This window comes from Streptomyces sp. ISL-12 (assembly GCF_018614415.1).
Classification (GTDB): domain Bacteria; phylum Actinomycetota; class Actinomycetes; order Streptomycetales; family Streptomycetaceae; genus Streptomyces.
Window position 1 is genome coordinate 1 of sequence record NZ_JAGGOO010000183.1, and the last position, 19,898, is coordinate 19,898.

21 protein-coding genes are annotated in these 19,898 nt (G+C 73.3%); 13 read left to right on the forward strand and 8 right to left on the reverse strand.

Translation table 11 applies throughout. The annotated features are described in order from the left end of the window. Positions 1-53: 53 nt before the first annotated feature. Complete coding sequence (locus J7I94_RS36325) at positions 54-935, reverse strand: helix-turn-helix transcriptional regulator (RefSeq protein WP_215174398.1); 882 nt, start codon at positions 933-935, stop codon at positions 54-56. 154 nt (positions 936-1,089) lie between these two features. On the opposite strand from J7I94_RS36325, the gene J7I94_RS36330 reads away from it, so the two are divergent. The 4 genes from J7I94_RS36330 to J7I94_RS36345 all read left to right on the forward strand — a co-directional run bounded on the left by J7I94_RS36330 (position 1,090) and on the right by J7I94_RS36345 (position 5,851). Further along, positions 1,090-1,554, forward strand: coding sequence for an ATP-binding protein (locus J7I94_RS36330; RefSeq protein ID WP_308114839.1), 465 nt, complete (start codon positions 1,090-1,092; stop codon positions 1,552-1,554). A gap of 271 nt (positions 1,555-1,825) precedes the next feature. Further along, positions 1,826-2,689 carry an N-acetyl-1-D-myo-inositol-2-amino-2-deoxy-alpha-D-glucopyranoside deacetylase gene (gene mshB / locus J7I94_RS36335; protein WP_215174400.1) on the forward strand — a complete coding sequence of 288 codons (864 nt, stop codon included), beginning with the start codon at positions 1,826-1,828 and terminating at the stop codon, positions 2,687-2,689. Further along, complete coding sequence (locus J7I94_RS36340; protein ID WP_215174402.1) at positions 2,686-3,114, forward strand: DUF6113 family protein; 429 nt, start codon at positions 2,686-2,688, stop codon at positions 3,112-3,114. Before mshB ends, J7I94_RS36340 begins: the two co-directional genes overlap by 4 nt. A gap of 157 nt (positions 3,115-3,271) precedes the next feature. Next, complete coding sequence (locus J7I94_RS36345) at positions 3,272-5,851, forward strand: hypothetical protein (RefSeq protein WP_215174404.1); 2,580 nt, start codon at positions 3,272-3,274, stop codon at positions 5,849-5,851. Positions 5,852-5,944: 93 nt separating this feature from the next. Here J7I94_RS36345 and J7I94_RS36350 read toward each other — a convergent pair whose 3' ends face one another. Both J7I94_RS36350 and J7I94_RS36355 read right to left on the reverse strand, forming a co-directional pair. After that, entirely contained in the window at positions 5,945-6,796 is an 852-nt protein-coding gene (locus tag J7I94_RS36350) for a transglutaminase-like domain-containing protein (protein WP_215174405.1), read from the reverse strand. A 59-nt stretch (positions 6,797-6,855) separates the two neighbouring features. Further along, positions 6,856-7,890, reverse strand: coding sequence for a GNAT family N-acetyltransferase (locus J7I94_RS36355; protein ID WP_215174406.1), 1,035 nt, complete (start codon positions 7,888-7,890; stop codon positions 6,856-6,858). Positions 7,891-8,001: 111 nt separating this feature from the next. Between J7I94_RS36355 and fdxA the strand changes: the two genes are divergently transcribed. Together fdxA and J7I94_RS36365 are read left to right on the forward strand one after the other, a co-directional pair. Further along, positions 8,002-8,322: a ferredoxin gene (gene fdxA / locus J7I94_RS36360; RefSeq protein ID WP_003973842.1), complete on the forward strand. Its 321-nt coding sequence runs from the start codon at positions 8,002-8,004 to the stop codon at positions 8,320-8,322. A gap of 109 nt (positions 8,323-8,431) precedes the next feature. Next, positions 8,432-9,574 (forward strand): bifunctional succinyldiaminopimelate transaminase/glutamate-prephenate aminotransferase, encoded by a 1,143-nt coding sequence (locus J7I94_RS36365; RefSeq protein ID WP_308114840.1) that lies wholly within the window; start codon positions 8,432-8,434, stop codon positions 9,572-9,574. Between the two features lie 79 nt (positions 9,575-9,653). On the opposite strand, the gene J7I94_RS36370 is transcribed toward J7I94_RS36365, so the two are convergent. After that, a complete protein-coding gene (locus J7I94_RS36370) occupies positions 9,654-10,055 on the reverse strand; it encodes an ATP-binding protein (RefSeq protein ID WP_215174407.1) in 402 nt (133 codons plus the stop codon). 299 nt (positions 10,056-10,354) lie between these two features. Continuing rightward, complete coding sequence (locus J7I94_RS36375) at positions 10,355-11,317, reverse strand: heavy metal transporter (RefSeq protein WP_215174424.1); 963 nt, start codon at positions 11,315-11,317, stop codon at positions 10,355-10,357. 147 nt (positions 11,318-11,464) lie between these two features. Between J7I94_RS36375 and dapE the strand changes: the two genes are divergently transcribed. Together dapE and J7I94_RS36385 are read left to right on the forward strand one after the other, a co-directional pair. Then, positions 11,465-12,544, forward strand: a complete 1,080-nt coding sequence (gene dapE / locus J7I94_RS36380) for a succinyl-diaminopimelate desuccinylase (RefSeq protein ID WP_215174408.1) — start codon at positions 11,465-11,467, stop codon at positions 12,542-12,544. A 111-nt stretch (positions 12,545-12,655) separates the two neighbouring features. After that, a complete protein-coding gene (locus tag J7I94_RS36385; protein WP_215174409.1) occupies positions 12,656-13,414 on the forward strand; it encodes a TIGR00730 family Rossman fold protein in 759 nt (252 codons plus the stop codon). 7 nt (positions 13,415-13,421) lie between these two features. On the opposite strand, the gene folP is transcribed toward J7I94_RS36385, so the two are convergent. Next, a complete protein-coding gene (gene folP, locus J7I94_RS36390; protein ID WP_215174410.1) occupies positions 13,422-14,282 on the reverse strand; it encodes a dihydropteroate synthase in 861 nt (286 codons plus the stop codon). Positions 14,283-14,506: 224 nt separating this feature from the next. Between folP and J7I94_RS36395 the strand changes: the two genes are divergently transcribed. Then, positions 14,507-14,854 carry a DivIVA domain-containing protein gene (locus J7I94_RS36395; protein ID WP_215174426.1) on the forward strand — a complete coding sequence of 116 codons (348 nt, stop codon included), beginning with the start codon at positions 14,507-14,509 and terminating at the stop codon, positions 14,852-14,854. After that, entirely contained in the window at positions 14,851-15,429 is a 579-nt protein-coding gene (locus J7I94_RS36400; RefSeq protein ID WP_215174412.1) for a DNA-3-methyladenine glycosylase I, read from the forward strand. The genes J7I94_RS36395 and J7I94_RS36400 overlap by 4 nt, the downstream gene beginning before the upstream one ends. An 8-nt stretch (positions 15,430-15,437) precedes the next feature. Here J7I94_RS36400 and J7I94_RS36405 read toward each other — a convergent pair whose 3' ends face one another. Beyond that, complete coding sequence (locus tag J7I94_RS36405; protein ID WP_215174414.1) at positions 15,438-16,241, reverse strand: enoyl-CoA hydratase/isomerase family protein; 804 nt, start codon at positions 16,239-16,241, stop codon at positions 15,438-15,440. 404 nt (positions 16,242-16,645) lie between these two features. Here J7I94_RS36405 and J7I94_RS36410 point away from each other — a divergent pair, with 404 nt between their 5' ends. Next, positions 16,646-16,813 (forward strand): DUF3117 domain-containing protein, encoded by a 168-nt coding sequence (locus J7I94_RS36410; protein ID WP_003966491.1) that lies wholly within the window; start codon positions 16,646-16,648, stop codon positions 16,811-16,813. Between the two features lie 85 nt (positions 16,814-16,898). Here J7I94_RS36410 and J7I94_RS36415 read toward each other — a convergent pair whose 3' ends face one another. After that, positions 16,899-17,597 (reverse strand): O-methyltransferase, encoded by a 699-nt coding sequence (locus J7I94_RS36415; RefSeq protein ID WP_308114841.1) that lies wholly within the window; start codon positions 17,595-17,597, stop codon positions 16,899-16,901. 184 nt (positions 17,598-17,781) lie between these two features. On the opposite strand from J7I94_RS36415, the gene sigE reads away from it, so the two are divergent. Together sigE and J7I94_RS36425 are read left to right on the forward strand one after the other, a co-directional pair. After that, the gene (gene sigE / locus J7I94_RS36420; RefSeq protein WP_215174416.1) at positions 17,782-18,564 is read left to right on the forward strand and encodes an RNA polymerase sigma factor SigE; all 783 of its coding nucleotides are present in this window, start codon (positions 17,782-17,784) and stop codon (positions 18,562-18,564) included. Further along, positions 18,561-19,574 carry an anti-sigma factor gene (locus J7I94_RS36425; protein ID WP_215174418.1) on the forward strand — a complete coding sequence of 338 codons (1,014 nt, stop codon included), beginning with the start codon at positions 18,561-18,563 and terminating at the stop codon, positions 19,572-19,574. Before sigE ends, J7I94_RS36425 begins: the two co-directional genes overlap by 4 nt. Positions 19,575-19,898: the final 324 nt, after the last annotated feature.

Sequence of the window (19,898 nt, forward strand, 5' to 3'; positions counted from 1 at the left end):
GCTGCTCTTGAACCACGCCAGGTCGGAGGTGTCCCAGGCGGAGGCCTTGCGGATCATGTTTCTCCCAGCAGTTGCTCGATGAGGGCCAGAGTCTCTCCGGGCGGAAGCGCCTGCGCCCGGATGGTGCCATACCGAAGTTCGAGGATGCGTAGTTGCCTCGGATCAGAGGTTGGACGGCCGTTGAACGCTCCGTCAGAACGCCCGACCGCTGTCCCGTCCTCGAACTTCAGCAGCTCGATTCTGCCGCTCATGCCAGGGTGGGCCACGCTGTCCATCGGCATGACCTGAAGCGCGACGTTGTTCAACCGTCCCACTTCCAGCAAGCGTTCGTGCCGTTTCCGCACCATTGTGCCCCCAACCCTGCGGCGAAGCGTCGCTTCCTCCAGCACAAAACCGAGGGATGGTGCCGGGGAGCGATCGAAGACCGACAGCCGAGCCATGCGCGCGGTGACCAAGCGGTCCACCTCCTCGGGCGGGTAAGGAGGCTGGCGCACCTCGAACAGAGCGCGCGCGTACTCGGGCGTTTGCAACAGACCGGCGATGCTGCTGCACTCGTACACCCCGATCTCCACCGCCCGCGCCTCCATCTGCGCCAGATCCCGCACCTTCTTCGGATACCGGACCTTCTTCACGTCCTGCTTCATCGCCGAGAGATGGCCGCCCGCGTTCAGGATCTTGTCCGCCATGTCCAGGTACTCAGGCCGGGGGATCCGCTTCCCGCTCTCGATCTTGTAGATCAGATCCTCCCCGTATCCGACCGCCGCCGCGAACTCGGCGGCCCGCATCCCCGCGGCCTCTCTCCACAGCCTCAACTGGCGCCCTACGGTGGCCACGACGGCGAGTGCCCAGTCGTCGTCCGGGTCGACCTCCCACCCTGGCTCGTCCGTCTCCTCGTTCTCGCCACCGAGCCGTACCGCCTCGCCGTTCACCGACATGCGCGCACCTCCGTAGTGCCGTCCCGAACCGCCGTGTCTCGCCTGGACCAACTGCTCTGACAGTCCGGACAGCACCGGACAAGCCCCGGACAGTGACCCTACGCAACACTGTGATTACTCATCACGGTAAGTCGCGTCAGCCACGCTGGGTGACGTGAATCAGGAAATCGCCCAGGCAGAACGCCAAGTCCCCGACGCTGACCAGCACTTCAGCGTGTTGCTGTCCTCCACGCCGCGTGGTGCCCGCCTCGCCCGGTTGCTCACCGTCGGCCAACTCCGCGACTGGGGTATCCCGTGCGAGGCGGCGCACCACGTGGTGGCGGAGCTGGCGGTCAACGCGGCGACACATGGCCGGCTCCCCGGCCGCAGCTTCCGCCTCACGCTCCTGGTGACCGGCCGCACGCTGCGCATCGAGGTCACCGACACGCGTGGCGACCGGCGGCCTGTGCCCCGCGAGCCTGACCCCGGAGCCGAATCGGGGAGGGGGCTGCTGCTCGTGGAGGCGCCGGCCGATCGCTGGGGAGTCACTCCCGGGCTCTGTCCGCGCAAGATCGTCTGGGCCGAGCTGGACCTCGCCGCGCCGGAACTCGGTTCCACGGGATCCGGTGGGAGCGGATGACTGAGGGACCAAGAACCCCGAGGCAAAGCACCCCGCCAAGCCCCGGCCCTGCCGCCCGCCCACCGCCTCACGGCCCAGCCGCCGCCTCCGCCGCCGTTCCGGGCTCCCGCGGGGCCGCCACCCGTGATGCACGAGATGAGCGACTGCGACGGCTGCGACCGCGGCTTCCGCGCGGCTGACGAAGGGCGACACCTCCGTTCTCGACGGCGAGGGGTGACATTGGGCCGGGCAGCACGCCGTACGGCCCCGGTGCCCTCGTAGGGTGGAGCCCATGACGGAACTGCCCTCCCGGCGTCTGCTGCTGGTGCACGCGCACCCGGACGACGAGTCGATCAACAACGGCGTCACCATGGCCAAGTACGCGGCCGAGGGCGCCCACGTGACGTTGGTGACCTGCACGCTCGGGGAGCGGGGTGAGGTCATCCCGCCCGAGCTGGCGCACCTGAGCGGGGCCGCCCTCGGGCAGCACCGGCTCGGTGAGCTGAGGGCCGCGATGGGCGCGCTCGGCGTGACGGACTTCCGGCTGCTCGGCGGGCCGGGCCGGTTCGCGGACTCCGGGATGATGGGACTGCCCGACAACGACGACCCCGGCTGTTTCTGGCAGGCGGACGTCGACGAGGCCGCCGCGCTGCTGGTCGAGGTCATCCGGGAGGTACGGCCCCAGGTCCTCGTCACCTACGACCCCGACGGCGGCTACGGGCACCCCGACCACATCCAGGCCCACCGCGTCGCCATGCGCGCCGCCGAACTGGCCGCCGAGGCCGGCCACGGCATCGCCAGGATCTACTGGAACCGCGTCCCGCGCCCGGCCGCCGAGGACGCCTTCGCGCGGCTCGGGGAGGAACTGCCCGGCCTCCCCTTCGACAAGGCCGCCGGCATCGACGACGTACCGGGCGTCGTCGGGGACGAGCGGATCGGCGTCGAGATCATCGCCGACGGAACCCCGTACGCCGCCGCCAAGGCCGCGGCCATGCGGGCGCACGCCACGCAGATCGACGTCGCCGAACCGTACTTCGCGCTCTCCAACGCGCTGGCCCAGCCGCTCTTCACCACCGAGTACTACGAGCCGGTGGGCGCCTCCGTGCCGGACGGGCGCGCGACCGACCTGTTCGCGGGGACCGAGGAGGCGTCGTGAGCGACCGGAACACGCGGACCGGGCACACCTCCCTGCTCGCCCAGCCGCTGCGCCCGCCGTCCTTCGGGACCGCCGCCCTCTACCTGGGGCTTCTCGTGCTCGGTGCGCTGACCGGGGCGGCCGGGGCGCTGGTGCAGCCCGCGTGGTTCCCGGGCGGGCTGCTGCTCGCCCTCGTCGCCGAGGCCGGGCTCTGCGTGGGCGCCGCCCGTGCCGTGGGCCGCCGGGGCGGGGCCGTCGCGCCCGCCGTCGGCTGGGCGGTCTCGGTCATGTTCCTCACCGCCAGCAGACCGGAGGGCGACTTCGTCTTCGCCGCCGGGAGCGGCTCGTACCTCTTCCTGCTCGGGGGCATCGCCGTGGCTGTGATCTGTGCCACCCTCGCCCCTGTGCGGCAACCGGACGGCGGCGCCGTCCGACTTGGCAAGTGACGTACTACTTCGCCGCCGCGCGCGGGTGCGGGTCCGGTGTGGGTTTCCCCGGCGGTCTCGGGATGCGCGTGAACAGCGGCCAGTATGGTGGTGCGCGCCGCCGAGCCGCCCGCTGTGAAGGTGCGCCGGGCGGTGGAGCCAACCGGGAGAACCTGCCTTGAGTCGTGAAACTGACACTCCGTCCTCCGGACCCCAGGGGCGCGGCTCGGCCGCGTATCCGTCGGGCACGCCGCCCTACGGGACGCCGACGGGGCCCGACGCCGGTGCGGACGCGGGACGTTCGGCCTCGCGGCCGGACGAGCGCAAGACCGAGACGACGCTGACCACCCGGATCCGGATCAACATCCCCGGGTCGCGGCCGATCCCGCCTGTGGTGATGCGCAAGCCGGTCGGTGGCGCCGAGGACGGCGCGGGCGAGCCGGAGTCCGAGGCTCCGGTGCTGGACGCGCCCACGCAGACCGTCGAGGCCCCCGCCGCGCCCGCCCGGCCCGGCGGGCCTTCCGGGTCTTCCGGGCCTTCCGGTCCGGTCGGGCTCGGCGGTACTGCCGGGGCTGCTGGGGCTACGGGTTCGGCCGGGTCCGGTGGGCCAGGCGGGTCCGGCGGGTCGGGTCGGGAGAAGCCGACCAGTGACTGGTTCGCGCCCCGCAAGTCCCCGGCGGCCAAGGGCGGTCAGGGCGGCGGGGGCGGCAAGAACGCGGGCCCGACCGGGGGTTCGGGCACGGGCGCCGCGGCTCCGGGCGCCGGGGCCGGACGGCCCGGTGGCGTGGTCGGTTCCATGAATGCGCCGGGCGGCTCCCGGTCGTCCTCCACGGGCGGCGCCGGGGCGACCGGGGGACCCGTCGCGCCCGGACACGGCGGCGGTACCGGTTCCTTCGACGTGACCGAGGCGCTGGCCGCCGGCCCCCTGGGCGACGGCTCCCGCCCGGGCGCCGGGCCGGAGCCGCGCCGCGACGACCTGCCGTTCTTCTCCGAGCCCGGTTCCGGTGACCGGGTTTCCGGTGGCTCCGACGCGTCGCGCGGCCCCGCGGGCCCGACGGGCGGTCCGGTGACCGGCGACGGCCTCCTGACGTCACCGACGGGCCCGGCCGGACCGGGTGGACCGGCCGGACGGAGTGGCCCGGGCGGGCCGGACGGTTTCGGCGGCCCGGGCTCCCACGGCGTACCCGGCGGTCCCACCGGCCTCGGTGGCCCCGCCGGTCCCGGCACCCCCGCCGGCCTGGGCGGTCCCACCGGTCCCGGCACCCCCGCCGGCCTGGGCGGTCCCACCGGCCCCGGCACCCCCGCCGGCCTGGGCGGTCCCACCGGCCCCGGCACCCCCGCCGGCCTCGGCGGTCCCACCGGCCCCGGCACCCCCGGCGGCCTCCGCGCTCCCGGCGCACCGGGTGGCGGCCCCCGGCCGACGGTCGCGGGCGGCATCATGGGCGGCCTGGGCGCGACGACCGGCCCGAACACCTCCGCGGCCCCGGACGCCGGCACGACCCCCGACCTCCTCGGCACCCGCACCGCCCCCGGCACTCCCACCGCCCCCGGCGCCGGACTGAGCGACGACACGGCGATCCTCACCCCGCAGACCCCGGCCCCCGAACCCCCGGGCGGCGTCCCCTTCGGCAACCGGGACAACGTCTCCGGCAACACCGTCACCAGCGGCATCCCGGTCGTGCCCGGCGACAGCTCCGTACCGTTCCAGGGCGGTGCTCCCGTCGGCGGACCGTCGGCGCAGACGCCCCCGGCGCGTCCGGAGCCCGCCGCTGCGGCAGCACCGGCCGCCGCCGCGAAGCCGGCGCCGGCCAAGAAGAAGGGCCGCAGGAAGCTCCCCCTGCTCGTCGGCGCCGTGATCGTCGTCGGCGGTCTCGTCTACGGCGCCGGACTGCTGATGAACCACTCCGACGTCCCCAAGGGCACCACCGTGCTCGGCGTCGACATCGGCGACAGCACCCGGGACGACGCCGTCGAGAAGCTCGACGCCACCTTCGAGAAGCGGGTGAACAAGGAGCTGAAGCTCACCGTCGACGGCGAGACCGTCTCGCTCAAGCCGGACCAGGCGGGGCTCCAGTTCGACACGCAGGCCACGGTCGACATCGCCGCGCAGAGCGACTACAACCCGGTCACCGTGATCGCCGCGCTCTTCGGCAACCACCGCGTCGTCAACCCCGTGATGCCGGTCGACGAGGAGAAGCTCCAGGCCGCGCTGGAAGACGCGGCCGGCGGATCCGGCTCCATGACCGAGGGCACGATCGAGTTCAAGTCCGGCAAGGCCGTGGCCGTGTACCCGAAGGCGGGCCAGGGCATCGACGCGGAGAAGTCGGCCGACGCGGTCACGGAGGCGTACCGCACCCAGGTGGAGACCGGTTCCTCCTCCGCCGTGAAGGTCGCCACCACCGCCAAGCAGCCCGAGGTCACCAAGGCCGAGGTCGACCGGGAGATGAAGGAGTTCGCCGAGCCGGCCATGTCGGCCAACGTGGTCGTGCAGACCGACGCGGCGCACACCATCGAGATGAGCCCGCAGAACTCGCTGTGGAAGTTCCTCCGGGTCACGGCCGTCAACGGCAAGCTGGTCGACAAGCCCGACCTGGACGCGCTCGAAGAGCTCTACGGCCAGACCTTCGACGGCGTCCTCATCGCCCGCGCCAACGGCGAGAAGACCGAGGTCACCCCCGAGGACGTCTACGGCGCCCTGCGCCAGGCCCTGCTGAGCAAGACCGACCGCGTCGCGGTGATCGACACCAACCCGAGCTGAGCGCCCCGTGAGGGGCGCGGGGAACTGCGCGAGCAACCACGGACAACCCGCGCCCGCAGCACCCCGTGCCCCCTACGGCGATCAGCCGCGCCCTCAGTTCAGCAGCGCCCGGGCAGCCGCAGCCTCGCCCCGCACCCGCTCCCCGGCGGCCGGGTCCACCGCCCCCACGATCTCCGCGTAGGCATCCAGCTCCGCGGCCCCCGCCAGGAAATCCCCCCGCCTCACCAGCAGCCGCGCCCGCTCGTACCGCAGCCGCGCGGGATGCGACGGCAGCAGCAGCGACAGCTCCACCGCCCACAGCGCCACATCCGACCGCTCGGGCCGCGCCGCCGCCCACGCCCGGACGTTGTTCAGGATGCGCAGTACGACGTCCAGCGGGTCGGCCGGAACCAGCATCGACGGCCGCAACGGCGCCCCCGTCGCCCCGGCCACCAGCAGCTCCGCGTCCGTCCCGGACAGCACCCGCCCCCCGTCGAACGGATCGGCCAGCACCAGCTCCGCCCCCGCCCCGAACCCGACCACGAAGTGCCCCGGCAGCGCCACCCCGTACACCGGCGCCCCCGCCCGCCGCGCCACCTCGATCCACACCACCGACAGCAGGATCGGCAGCCCGCGCCGCCGCTCCAGCACCCGGTGCAGCAGCGACGACTCCAGCCGCCGGTAGTCCGCGGCCGAGCCGCCGAACCCGTGGCCCTCGCCGAGCAGCTCGCGCAGCGCCACCGCCCAGGCGTGCGGCCCGCCGGGCCGGAACGGGAGCTGTCCGGCCAGCCGGTCCAGTTCCGACTGCGCGGCGTCGATGCCCGCCTCGTCCAGGGCCCCGTCCGCCACCGCGCCCACCAGCAGGCACAGCGTGGCCAGGTCGGGCCGGTCGGACCGGGCCTCCTCGGCGAACCGGCGCCGCAGTCCGGCGGCGCGCTCCGGGGACGGGGGAGTGGGGGAACACATGGCTGAGTGGTGCCCTCTCGCAGCGATCGGTTACCGGTCCGGGTCCGCCGGCGGTCCGCTCACGCGCCGCCCGGCGCCCGGTAGTGGTGGTAGGCGTGGTGCGCGGCGAAGCCGAGCCCGGTGTACAGCGCCCGGGCCACGGCGTTGTCCGTCTCGACCTGGAGCCAGGCCGCCGACGCGCCCTCCGCCAGCGCCCGCCGGGCCAGCGCGGCCATCACCTCGCGGGCCAGCCCCCGGCGCCGTAGCGCGGGGTCCACCTCGACCGCCGCGAACCCGGCCCAGCGCCCGTCCACGACACACCGCCCGATCGCGGCCGGCGGCTCGCCCGCCCCGGCACCGGGCACGGTCGCGAACCACACCGACGGACCGGCGCCCAACACCTCCAAGGCGACCCCGCTCACACCTTTGCGCTGGTACCGCGCCAGCCACGCCTCGTCCGCCGTCCGGGAGAGCGTGACCCCCGCGCCCTCGGCCCGGTCGGCGACCGGCGCCAGGTTCCCGGTCCACAGCTCGGCGCTGACCTCCCGCGTCCAGCCCCGCCGCGCCAGCTCCGCGCACAGCGCCTCCTGCGTGCCCTCGGCCCCGGTGGCGGTCTGGAGGTACGCGGGCAGACCGCGATCGCCGTACCAGCGCCGTACGGCGGTCAGCGCGTCGTCGAGCGGGAGTCCCGGATCCCCCAGCGGGAGCACGGAGTTGGCCCGCCGGGTGAACCCGGACGCGGCCCGCAGCTCCCACTCGCCGAGCCGCTCGCTCTCCACCGGCCGCCAGCCCCGGGAGGCGACCCGCGCCAGCTCCTCGTAGGAGGCGGCGGGGCCCCGGCGACGGGCCGGAGCGGAAGGCACCACTTTGCCCGCGACCAGCGAGGATTCACCGATCCGGACGGTCTCGCCGGTCTTGCGTGTGATCAGCAGCACACCATCGTCCCAGGATGTGAGAACGCCGACCGTGTCCGTGAACCTCCCACCCGGCGCGTCGTCTTCCGTCCACCGCCGCACCGAGACGCGTTTTCCCACGTCAGCGGTGGTGATACGGACCTTCAGACGCCCAGCGCCAGAGATTTCCACGGGTCGGTTCACCCCTCCTGTTCGGATCATGCCCAAGAACGGAGATACTAGAGGCGGGCATCGACGACGCCGCGCTCCCGCGCGCCAGGCGGCGGAGCCTGAGGAGGCCCGCCAGCGCCCGTATCGAGGAGGAACGACAGCGTGACCTACGTCATCGCGCAGCCTTGTGTCGACGTCAAGGACAAGGCGTGTATCGAGGAGTGCCCGGTCGACTGCATCTACGAGGGCCAGCGGTCCTTGTACATCCACCCGGACGAATGCGTCGACTGTGGTGCCTGTGAGCCGGTCTGCCCGGTCGAGGCGATCTTCTACGAGGACGACACTCCCGAGGAGTGGAAGGACTACTACAAGGCGAACGTCGAGTTCTTCGACGAGCTCGGCTCGCCCGGCGGCGCCAGCAAGCTGGGTCTGATCGAGCGCGACCACCCCTTCGTCGCCGCGCTGCCGCCGCAGAACCAGTAGCGGCGGCCCGCACACCCGCGCCGCCTCGGTCCCGTACGGCCTGATCGCCCCCGATCGGTGCCGGACGGGACCGAGGCGTTTGCCGTACGACGAAAGTGAGCCAGTAACCGTGTCCGCAGTCTCCGACCGCCCGCCCGTCGCCCGCCGCCACCCTTCCAAGGAGTCGCTGCGCGACCGCCTTCCCACCTTCCCCTGGGACAAGCTGGAGCCGTACAAGAGGACGGCCGCCGCGCACCCGGACGGCATCGTCGACCTGTCCGTCGGCACCCCGGTCGACCCGGTCCCCGAGCTGATCCAGAAGGCCCTGATCGACGCGGCCGACTCCCCGGGCTACCCGACCGTCTGGGGCACCCCGGCACTGCGCGACGCGCTCACCGGCTGGGTCGGGCGCCGGCTCGGCGCCCGGGACGTCACGCACCGCCACGTCCTGCCGATCGTCGGCTCCAAGGAACTCGTCGCCTGGCTCCCCACCCAGCTGGGCCTCGGCCCCGGCGACACGGTGGCCTTCCCGCGCCTGGCCTACCCGACGTACGAGGTCGGCGCCCGCCTGGCCCGCGCCGAGTACGTCGCCTACGACGATCCGACCGAGCTGGACCCGGCGGGCCTGAAGCTGCTGTGGCTCAACTCCCCGTCCAACCCGACGGGGAAGGTCCTCTCCAAGGCCGACCTGACCCGGATCGTCGCCTGGGCCCGCGAGCACGGCGTGCTGGTCGTCTCCGACGAGTGCTACCTGGAGCTGGGCTGGGAGGCCGACCCGGTCTCGGTCCTGCACCCGGACGTCAACGGCGGTTCGTACGACGGTCTGGTGGCCGTGCACTCGCTGTCCAAGCGGTCCAACCTGGCCGGCTACCGGGCCGCCTTCCTGGCCGGTGACCCGGCCGTCCTCGGCCCGCTCCTGGAGATCCGCAAGCACGGCGGCATGATGACGTCCGCGCCGACCCAGGCGGCCGTGGTGGCCGCCCTCGGCGACGACGAGCACGTCCGCGTCCAGCGCGAGCGGTACGCGGCCCGCCGCACCGCCCTGCGCACGGCCCTGCTCGGCCACGGCTTCCGCATCGAGCACAGCGAGGCCAGCCTCTACCTGTGGGCCACGCGCGACGAGTCCTGCTGGGACACCGTCTCCCACCTGGCGGAGCGGGGCATCCTGGTCGCCCCGGGCGACTTCTACGGCCCGGCGGGCGACCGTTTCGTACGCGTCGCCCTGACGGCGACCGACGAGCGCGTCCGCGCGGCGGTGGAACGGCTGTCCTGACGGCCCCGGCCGGCAACGACGACGGAGGGGCCCGGGGGAGTGTTCCCCCGGGCCCCTCCGTCACGGAGCGAAGCGGATGTCAGCCGCCCAGCGGCAGGCCCTTGCCGACGGAGGGGGCGGGCAGGGTGCGGGCGGTCTCGCCGACGAGGTCACCGGTGGAGCCCGCCGTGTCCCCGGCGGCCTTCTGCGCGGCCGGCGTGGCCTTCTTGACGACCGAGCCACCGGTCTTGCCCGCGGCCGGCACGGCCTTCTTCACGGCCTTGCCGCCGGACTCACCCGCGGTCTTGGTGACCTTCTGGGCCGCGGAGTCCACGGTGTTGCCCACGTTCGCCCCGTCCAGGGCGCTCAGCCCGCTGAGGTTCGGGGCGGCGGGCAGCTCCGGGGCAGCGCTGGCGGAGCCGGCCGCACCGACCCCGGCAGCCGCTCCCGCAGCGACGAGCAGCGCGGCACGGGCGATCCGGCGGGTCAGGGGGAGGGACATGATGCTCCTTCGACGGAATGTCAACGGTGGTGAGGTCCTCTCGGACGCAGTGACTACCGCTCGAAGGCCGGGAAGGTTGCGGCGGCACAATGTAAAGAGTTGGTAATGTGTCGCATTATCGAGTGCGGAGGAAAACGGGCAAAAGAGCCCGGTCGGAAAGTCTGCTCAATCCCTTACGGCCCTGTGTTCCCAAGGGTTTCGGCGCCTCGGCCGGCGACCGGGAGGGAATGCGCGCGTCCCGCTGCCGGGGCACCGCCCGAATGATCCGCCCGGGTGAGGACTCGCACGGGAGGCCGGTTCTACTGGGCGGTCACGATCCGGACCGACCCGGTGCTCCGTTCCGCGCCCCGGGTCCCGGCCGCCTCCAGCGCCTGCCACCGGCCGACGGTGTTCCCGGCGATCCCCGCACGCCACTCGCGCCCCGCGTACACGACCCGTTCGATGTGCAGCGCCGAGGCGTTGGCCACCGCCCAGTGCGCCAGCTGCCAGCCGCGCCGCCGGACGCTCCGCACGGCGTCCGGACCCGCCCCGGCGGCCACCGGCAGCGTCACGGTCCGCCCGTCGGAACCGCCCGCCACCGCCGCCCGCCCCGCGGTCTCCGCATGCCGCACGGAACGGGCGGACGTCGCGGACCGGGGCACCGGCGAGGCGTCCGCCGCGCCGTCCGGCCGCAGCACCGCGCGCCCGAAGTCCCGCACGAGCGCCGCCCGTACCGCCTGCGGACCGCCGGCGCGGGCGGCGCCCGGGCGTCCCGCGCAGGTCAGCGTGGCCGCGGACCGCCCGGTCAGGGCGGCGGCGAGCAACGCGGCGTCCGGCTCGTGCTTGGCGTACGCCTCGGGGAAGCCGCTGCGCTGCACCCGCTGGGCGGCGACGGTCAGCGGCAGCCGCGTATAGCCGGGCACGTCGACCAGATGGTCGTAGAACTTCCCCGCCGCGTACGTCGGGTCCATGATCCGGGCCGGGGTGCCCCAGCCCTGCGAGGGCCGCTGCTGGAACAGGCCGAGGGAGTCCCGGTCGCCGTGGCGGACGTTGTGCAGCGCCGACTCCTGGAGCGCGGTCGCCAGGGCGATGGTCACTGCCCTTTCGGGCAGCCCGCGCGCGGTGCCGACGGCCGTGACGGTCGCCGCGTTCACCGCCTGCTCCGGCGTGAACTCGTACTCCTCGTCGTCGTCCGCCGCGGAGACGACGGTGCAGCCGGTCGCGCCGGTGCCCGCGGTGAGGTACTGCACCACGAGGTATCCGGCGAGCGCGGTCAGCACCATCAGGGCCGCCCCGAAACGGAAGAGACGGCCGCGGCGCTTGCTGGTGAGGGGCGGCTGTGACACGGGGTACAAGGTACTGGAGGGCATGATCGATGCCCGTTCAGGCACGAGGAGTGTCCCGAAGGGCAGCGGGTTAGGGTCGACGTCATGGCCGACACCCCGCTTGACCTTTCGCTGAACGCCGCCGAGCTGACCGCCCGGCTGGTCGACTTCCCCTCCGTCAGCGGCTCCGAGAAGCCGCTCGCCGACGCGATCGAGGACGCCCTGCGCGCCCTGCCGCACCTGACGGTCGACCGGCACGGCAACAACGTCGTCGCCCGCACGGACCTCGGGCGCGGGGAGCGGGTGATCCTCGCCGGGCACATCGACACGGTGCCGATCGCCGACAACGTCCCCTCGCGGCTGGACGAGGACGGGGTGCTGTGGGGCTGCGGGACCTGCGACATGAAGGCGGGCGTCGCGGTACAGCTGCGCATCGCCGCCACGGTGCCGGCGCCCAACCGCGACCTGACCTTCGTCTTCTACGACAACGAGGAGGTCGCCGCCGACCTCAACGGGCTGGGGCGCGTGGCCGAGGCGCACCCCGAATGGCTGGCGGGCGACTTCGCGGTGCTGCTCGAACCCTCCGACGGGCAGGTCGAGGGCGGCTGCCAGGGCACGCTGCGGGTGCTGCTGAAGACCGCGGGCGAGCGCGCGCACTCCGCGCGGAGCTGGATGGGCTCCAACGCCATCCACGCCGCCGCCCCGATCCTGGCCCGGCTGGCCGCCTACGAGCCCCGGTACCCGGTGATCGACGGCCTGGAGTACCGGGAGGGTCTCAACGCGGTCCGGATCTCCGGGGGAGTGGCCGGCAACGTGATCCCCGACGAGTGCGTGGTCACCGTCAACTTCCGCTACGCCCCCGACCGTTCGCCCGAGGAGGCCCTCGCCCACGTCCGTGAGGTCTTCGCGGACTGCGGGGTGACGGAGTTCGTCGTCGACGACCACAGCGGCGCAGCCCTGCCCGGCCTCTCCCACCCGGCCGCCGCCGCCTTCATCGAGGCGGTGGGCGGCACCCCGCAGCCGAAGTACGGCTGGACGGACGTCTCCCGCTTCTCCGCGCTCGGCGTCCCCGCGGTCAACTACGGCCCCGGCAACCCGCACCTGGCCCACAAGCGCGACGAGCGCGTCGAGGTGGCGAAGATCCTGGCGGGTGAGGAACGCCTGCGCGGATGGCTCACCGCCTGATCACGGGCGTGGTTTGATCCGCTGCACGGCGGACATGCTGAGGTACCCCGGACGTAACCCGCGTGGATCTACGCTGAGGTGGAACGACGGCACGACGCAAGGGAGCTCCGCATGCCCACCGGCAACCCAGAAGGCAAGAAGCAGCCGCCGGACGAGCAGCGCACGGGGCCGGTCCTGCGCAGGCGGGACCAGGTCAAGCCGAGCACCACGGACCAGCGGCTGCTGGACGAGCGGGCGCCCAGCGACTGGGTGCACACCGACCCGTGGCGGGTGCTGCGCATCCAGTCGGAGTTCATCGAGGGCTTCGGCACGCTCGCTGAACTGCCGCCCGCCATCAGCGTCTTCGGCTCCGCCCGGACGCCCGCGGACTCACCGGAGTACGAGGCCGGCGTCCGCCTGGGCCGCGGCCTGGTGGAGGCCGGCTTCGCGGTGATCACCGGCGGCGGTCCCGGCGCCATGGAGGCGGCCAACAAGGGCGCCTCCGAGGCGGGCGGCACCTCGGTCGGCCTCGGCATCGAGCTGCCCTTCGAGCAGGGCCTGAACCCGTACGTCGACATCGGCCTCAACTTCCGCTACTTCTTCGTGCGGAAGATGATGTTCGTCAAGTACGCGCAGGGCTTCGTGGTCCTGCCCGGCGGCCTCGGCACCCTCGACGAACTCTTCGAGGCCCTCACCCTGGTCCAGACCCAGAAGGTGACCCGCTTCCCCATCGTCCTGTTCGGCACGGAGTACTGGGGCGGCCTGGTCGACTGGCTGAAGAACACCCTGATCGCCCAGGGCAAGGCGGCCGAGGCCGACCTGCTGCTGTTCCACCTGACGGACGACGTGGACGAGGCGGTCGCGCTGGTCTCCAAGGAGGCCGGGCGCTAGACGCCCGCTAGGCGAGGCCCCGGCGGGCCACCGCGGGGGGACGGTGGCCGGCGATGGACGCCACCATGTCCAGTACCTGCCGGGTCTCCGCCACCTCGTGCACCCGGTACACCTGCGCGCCCAGCCAGGCGGAGACCGCCGTCGTCGCCAGGGTGCCGATGAGCCGCTCCTTGACCGGCCGGTCCAGGGTCTCGCCGACGAAGTCCTTGTTGGACAGGGAGACCAGCACCGGCCAACCGGTCGCCGCCATCTCGCCGAGCCGCCGGGTCGCCTCCAGGCTGTGCCGGGTGTTCTTGCCGAAGTCGTGACCGGGGTCGATCAGCACCGACTCCCGGGGCACGCCCAGCGCCACCGCCCGCTCGGCCAGTCCCAGCGTCACCTCCAGGATGTCGGCCATGACGTCGTCGTACGTCACCCGGTGCGGGCGGGTGCGCGGCTCGGCGCCCCCGGCGTGCGTGCAGACCAGGCCGGTGCCGTAGCGGGCCGCGACCTCGGCGAGCTTCGGGTCCACGCCGCCCCACGCGTCGTTCAGCAGGTCCGCGCCCGCCTCGCAGACGGCCTCGCCGACCTCGTGCCGCCAGGTGTCGACGCTGATCACGACGTCCGGGAAGCGCCGCCGCACCTCCGCGACGAACCCGACCGTGCGCCGCGCCTCCTCCTCGGCGCTCACCTCGTCGCCGGGACCGGCCTTCACCCCGCCGACGTCGATGATCGCGGCCCCCTCGGCAACGGCCCGCTCCACGCGCGCCAGCGCCGGCTCGTCGTGGAAGGTGGCGCCCCGGTCGTAGAAGGAGTCGGGGGTCCGGTTCACGATCGCCATGATCACCGGCTCGTGCGCCTCGAATACGCGCCTGCCCAGCCTGAGCATCCCCTGTGTCTCCTTCTCCGGAAGTCTTCCTGTGTCCTGTGTACGGTCCGGTCGCGGACCGCCTGCGGCCCCGGCTGTCAGACTCGCATGGCACGATCGACCTGACACACCCGACTCCGATCCGTACCTACTCTGCTCGATCATCCAGAGCATCCAGAGCATCCAGAGCACTCAGATCATTCAGAGCACTCAGATCATCGACCGTGGGGGCCCCAGCGGTGGTTATGTTCCTTTTCCTCGTCATCGCGCTCGCCGTCGTGGTCGCCGCGGTGACCCTCGCCGTGGTCGGCGGCGGTGAGAGCGGCCCGCTGCCCGACGCCGCGCCCGAGCGGCTGGTCGACGCGCTGCCCGCCGGGCGGCCGGTGCACCGCGCCGACGTGGACGACCTGCGCTTCCCGCTCACCCTCCGCGGCTACCGCATGGCCGACGTCGACGAAGCCCTCGGCCGGCTCGGCGCGGAGCTGGCCGAGCGGGACGCCCGCATCGCCGACCTGGAGGCGGCCCTCGCGGGCGCCCGGTCCGGGGACCACCGCGTCTCCGTGGAGAAGCGGGCCGAGGAGGAGGGCAGTTGAGCGCCGCCGCCGTCGGCCCGGACGGCGCTCCGCGCTGCCCCTGGGCGCTGTCCACCGCCGACTACGTCACGTACCACGACGAGGAGTGGGGCCGCCCGGTCCACGGCGACGACGCGCTGTTCGAGCGGCTCAGCCTGGAGGCGTTCCAGTCCGGCCTGTCCTGGATCACCATCCTGCGCCGCCGGCCCGGCTTCCGCGCCGCCTTCGCCGAGTTCAAGATCGACGCGGTGGCGGAGTTCACCGACGAGGACCGCGAGCGGCTGCTCGCCGATCCCGGGATCATCCGCAACCGCGCCAAGATCGACGCGACCCTCGCCAACGCGCGGGAGCTGGCCGGCTGGGCCCCGGGCGAGCTGGACGAGCTGATCTGGTCCCACGCCCCCGACCCGGCGGGCCGGCCGGTCCCCAGGACCCTGGCCGACGTCCCGCCGGTCACCCCCGAGTCGACCGCCCTGGCCAAGGCGCTGAAGAAGCGGGGCCTGCGCTTCGTCGGCCCGACGACCGCGTACGCCCTCATGCAGGCGTGCGGACTGGTCGACGACCACCTCGCGGACTGCGTGGCCCGGCGCGCCTGAGGCAGGCGCTACCGGCCCAGGTACGTCGGCTTCTCCTTGTTCACGAACGCCCGCACCGCGATGCCGTGGTCCTCGGAGGAGCCTGCCCGCGACTGGAGCTCGTCCTCCTTCTCCAGGGTCTCGGCGAGGGAGTGCGTCAGCCCGTACGCCATCGACTCCTTCAGCGCCGCGTACGCCACCGTCGGCCCCTCGGCCAGCGCGCGGGCGGTCTTCTCCGCCTCGGCGCGCAGCTCGCCGGCCGGGACCAGGCGGTTGGCGATGCCCAGCTCGTACGCCTCCTGGGCGGTGACGGTGCGCGGGAAGAGCAGCAGGTCGGCGGCGCGGCCGGGGCCGATCACCCGGGGCAGCGTCCAGGAGACCCCGGAGTCGGCGGTGAGCGCCACGCCCGCGAAGGAGGTGGTGAACGCCGCCGTGTCCGCGACGATCCGGTAGTCCGCCGCGAGCGCGAAGCCGAGGCCCGCCCCGGCCGCCACCCCGTTCACCGCGGCGACCACCGGCTTGGGCGCCCCGGCCAGCGCCCGCACGATCGGGTTGTAGTGCTCCCGCACCGTGCTCATGGTCTGCCCCGAGCCGGTCTCGCGGTCGGCGGCCAGCAGCCCGATGTGCTCCTTGAGGTCCTGGCCCACACAGAACGCCCGGTCACCGGCGGCGGTGAGCAGCACCGCCCGTACGGCGCCGTCGTCCGCGGCGGCGCGCGCCGCGTCCCGCAGGGCGGCCTTGGTCTCGATGTTCAGCGCGTTCATCGCCTCGGGGCGGTTCAGCGTGATCGTCGCGAGTCCGTCGCTCACCTCGTAGAGCACGGTGTCGGCCATGGGTGTGTCCCCTCCGCGTCGTCCGGTCCTGCCCGGTCCTGTCTGGTCCTGTCTGGTCTTGCCTGGCCCTGCCTGTCCTGTCCGAGGGACAGCATGACGGAGATCACCGGGATCGGACCGTGGCGGCGGTGTGACCTCCGTCAAAGAATTGCGGTTCGTCTTCGTTCGGTGGAAGTGCGGGCGGGCGCGCAGTATCGCAGTCCCATCCCCGAATTGAGTGGTTTTGCTCGCGTGCGTTGCCCAAGCGATGCCGACCGATGTTGGTCATCGGGTCCTGCGATGCGGGATAATGGCTTGGAAGCAATGTGTTCGATGCCGGTGTCGCGTGTCCCGTGTTGGGGCTGCGCGTGCCCTCGTGGGCCGTCGGCCTGGACGATGAACTGGTATCAGGAAGGGGAACGAGCATGGCGGCCATGAAGCCGCGGACGGGCGATGGCCCGCTCGAGGTGACCAAGGAGGGGCGGGGCATCGTCATGCGCGTTCCGCTCGAAGGCGGCGGTCGGCTCGTCGTCGAGCTGACCCCCGACGAGGCCGACGCACTGGGCGATGCCCTCAAGAAGGTCGTCGGCTGACGCGCAAGCGACCATACATGTCCAGTCGCCCCGGTACCGCACGCGGTACCGGGGCGACTGTCATGACGGACCTGCGGGGGTGTCCTTACCGCTTCACCGCGCACAGCAGGCCCTCGCCCACCGGCAGCAGCGACGGCACCAGCTCCTGGCTCTCCCGCACCGTGCGCAGCAGCTCGCGCAGCCGCAGCACCTCGGTGGGCTGCGGCCCCGAGTCGACCGTCCGGCCGTTCGCGAAGACGCCCTCGAACACCACCAGGCCGCCCGGCCGCAGCAGACGCAACGATTCAGCGAGGTAGTCGCAGTACTCCAGCCGGTCGCCGTCGCAGAAGACGAGGTCGTAGCCGGCGTCCGCGAGGCGGGGCAGGACGTCCAGGGCCCGGCCCGGGATGAAGCGCGCCCGGTTGCTGGCGAATCCCGAGGCGCGGAAGGCCTGCCGGGCGAACTGCTGGTGCTCCGGCTCGGGGTCGACCGTGGTGAGCACGCCGTCCGGCCGCATGCCGTGCAGCAGGTGGATACCGGAGACACCGCAGCCGGTGCCGATCTCCGCGACCGCCTTCGCGTCCACGGCGGCGGCGAGCAACCGCAGCGCGGAGCCCGTGCCGGGCGTCACCGAGCGCAGGCCCGCCTCGTGGGCCCGGTCACGGGCCCAGAGCAGTGCGTCGTCCTCGGCGACATAGGCGTCGGCGAACGCCCAGCTCGTCTGCCGGTTGCCGGTAATGACCCTCTCCTGTCCCCGTTGAAGCCTCGGCGTGACTGTATCCGTTGGCGCCGGGAACCCGCAGATGGGACCGGTCGTTTGAAGGGGCGGGGACGAGAAGACCGAGCGAGCGGGGCCGCGACGGGGGCAAGGAATGGACCAGGGGACGGACCGGGACACCGAGCAAGTGCTGACGCAGCCGTACGAGCCGTGTCAGCCCGAATCAAATTCTCGTAAAACCGCTTATCCGGAGCTAACGGGCGAGGTGGCTATGGTAGGGGCTCCACTGGACACCACCAGAGCCGACAGGGGAGGTGCGGCCGCGCCCGGGGACCGTCGGGGAGCGCTGTGGCGCTTCCTCGGATCGGCGGGCAGGCCGAAATCCGTGAACGACACCGCTGCTGACCACAGCCATGCCGCCGGCACCGCCGGCCAGGACCGGACCGCGACCTTCTCCACCGACGCGGACGGGCAGGCGTGGACTCCGCCCACCTGGGAGGAGATCGTCAGCACGCACAGCGGCCGGGTCTACCGGCTCGCCTACCGCCTGACGGGCAACCAGCACGACGCCGAGGACCTCACCCAGGAGGTCTTCGTCCGCGTCTTCCGCTCCCTGTCGACCTACACGCCGGGCACCTTCGAGGGCTGGCTGCACCGCATCACGACCAACCTCTTCCTGGACATGGTCCGCCGCAAGCAGCGCATCCGCTTCGACGCCCTCGGCGAGGACGCCGCCGAGCGGCTGCCCAGCCGGGAGCCCACCCCGCAGCAGGTCTTCAACGACGCGCACTTCGACGCCGACGTCCAGCAGGCGCTGGACACCCTCGCGCCCGAGTTCCGCGCCGCCGTCGTCCTGTGCGACATCGAGGGACTGTCCTACGAGGAGATCGCCGCGACGCTCGGCGTCAAGCTCGGCACGGTCCGCTCCCGTATCCACCGGGGCCGCTCCCAGCTGCGCAAGGCCCTCGCGCACCGCTCGCCTCAGGCGCGTGCCGAGCGCCGCTCCTTCATGGCCCGCGTTCCCGCACTGGGAGGAGGGGGCGCGAGCGCGTGAGCGGTTCACGGCCGAAATCCGAGGGACACCTCGCAGAGCAGCATCTGGGAGACCGACTCTCCGCCCTGGTGGACGGCGAGCTCGGTCATGACGCGCGGGAGCGCGTGCTGGCGCATGTTGCGACCTGCGCCAAGTGCAAGGCGGAAGTGGACGCGCAGCGCCGGTTGAAGAACGTCTTCGCCGAGGCCTCCGGCCCTGCCCCCTCCGAGAGCCTCCTGGCACGCCTTCAGGGGCTCCCCGGCGGTGACGGCTCGTCGCCGGGCGGCGACGCGCTGTCCGGGTTCTCCGACCTGGCCGGCGGGTTCGGTGCCACCGGGGCGTTCGGGGTCGAGCGGGGCGGAGGCTTCGCGTTCGGTTACGCGCCCTCCCGGTCGCACGCCTCGTCGGTGCTGGCGCCCTCCGGGCCGGGGCGCGGTTTCCGCATCCACGACGTCGGACGGCACGAGTCCGACCGGGCGGCCTCGCGCGGGCTGAGATTCGCGTTCGCCGCCGCCGGAGCGGTGTCACTGGCCGCGGTCGCCCTCGGCGGCGTCACGGCCGGTTTCCCCGACAGCACCACGGAGGCGCGCGGCGGCTCCGGAACCGGCAGCAATGTGACCCCGGCCCGCACTCAGGGCGCGGGATCGTCGACGACCTCCGAGACCCAGCGGCGTCGCCTGATCGCGCCGCTGCTCGGCCAGGTCGCGGGCCAGGGATCGCCCGGTGACGCCCCGGTGGCGTCCACCACGGTCTCCGCGCCGCTGCTGCCCGGTCTGCCGGCGCCCTCGGCAGGGCCCGACGACCAGACCGGTCATCCCCTGACCACGCCCGTCATGGCCGGCGCCGTCGCGATGTCCCCGCTGATACGTCCCTTCGAGGCCGTTGTGCCGGTCGCGCTGTCCGCCTGGCCGACGACGCCCGAGGTCAAGGCGCCCGGTCTGCTCAGCGCGCCCGTCCCCGATCCGTACGCGTCCCCGTCCACCGCTCCGTCGGCCTCTCCGGCCGCGTCCTCCTTTCCTTCCGCCCCCTGACCGGCCGCTGCGCGCCGGCGACCGGGTTTGATTGAATCCGGGGTGGCGCGCAGTCGACGGGCCGTGCGGCGGCCAGCTGTGGGGAGAACATGAACGAGGGCAAGCCCGACGGCGGCTTCGAGCCGGCCCGGCCTCGGGAGCCGGAGGGGGACCAGGGCGGTGACGGCCCTGGGGCGGTGCCTGCGACCGCGGCGGCCGACCGTCCCGGGCCTGTCGTCCCCCCCCCCCCCCGCCCCACCCCCCCCCCCCCCCCCCCCCCCCCCCCCCTTCCTCTTTTCACAACCCCCCGCCCCCCGGAACCCAGAGGGGATCCCGTGCCCGCTT

Excerpts from the sequence above, each read along its gene's own strand:
- J7I94_RS36410 (WP_003966491.1), top strand. The coding sequence starts at position 16,646 with ATGGCGGCCATGAAGCCGCGGACGGGCGATGGCCCGCTCGAGGTGACC.
- J7I94_RS36405 (WP_215174414.1), bottom strand. The coding sequence starts at position 16,241 with ATGGCCGACACCGTGCTCTACGAGGTGAGCGACGGACTCGCGACGATC.
- folP (WP_215174410.1), bottom strand. The coding sequence starts at position 14,282 with ATGCTCAGGCTGGGCAGGCGCGTATTCGAGGCGCACGAGCCGGTGATC.
- J7I94_RS36375 (WP_215174424.1), bottom strand. The coding sequence starts at position 11,317 with ATGGTGCTGACCGCGCTCGCCGGATACCTCGTGGTGCAGTACCTCACC.
- J7I94_RS36370 (WP_215174407.1), bottom strand. The coding sequence starts at position 10,055 with ATGTCCCTCCCCCTGACCCGCCGGATCGCCCGTGCCGCGCTGCTCGTC.
- mshB (WP_215174400.1), top strand. The coding sequence starts at position 1,826 with ATGACGGAACTGCCCTCCCGGCGTCTGCTGCTGGTGCACGCGCACCCG.
- J7I94_RS36355 (WP_215174406.1), bottom strand. The coding sequence starts at position 7,890 with ATGATCCGAACAGGAGGGGTGAACCGACCCGTGGAAATCTCTGGCGCT.
- J7I94_RS36350 (WP_215174405.1), bottom strand. The coding sequence starts at position 6,796 with ATGTGTTCCCCCACTCCCCCGTCCCCGGAGCGCGCCGCCGGACTGCGG.
- sigE (WP_215174416.1), top strand. The coding sequence starts at position 17,782 with ATGGTAGGGGCTCCACTGGACACCACCAGAGCCGACAGGGGAGGTGCG.
- J7I94_RS36395 (WP_215174426.1), top strand. The coding sequence starts at position 14,507 with ATGTTCCTTTTCCTCGTCATCGCGCTCGCCGTCGTGGTCGCCGCGGTG.
- J7I94_RS36325 (WP_215174398.1), bottom strand. The coding sequence starts at position 935 with ATGTCGGTGAACGGCGAGGCGGTACGGCTCGGTGGCGAGAACGAGGAG.
- dapE (WP_215174408.1), top strand. The coding sequence starts at position 11,465 with ATGGCCGACACCCCGCTTGACCTTTCGCTGAACGCCGCCGAGCTGACC.
- J7I94_RS36385 (WP_215174409.1), top strand. The coding sequence starts at position 12,656 with ATGCCCACCGGCAACCCAGAAGGCAAGAAGCAGCCGCCGGACGAGCAG.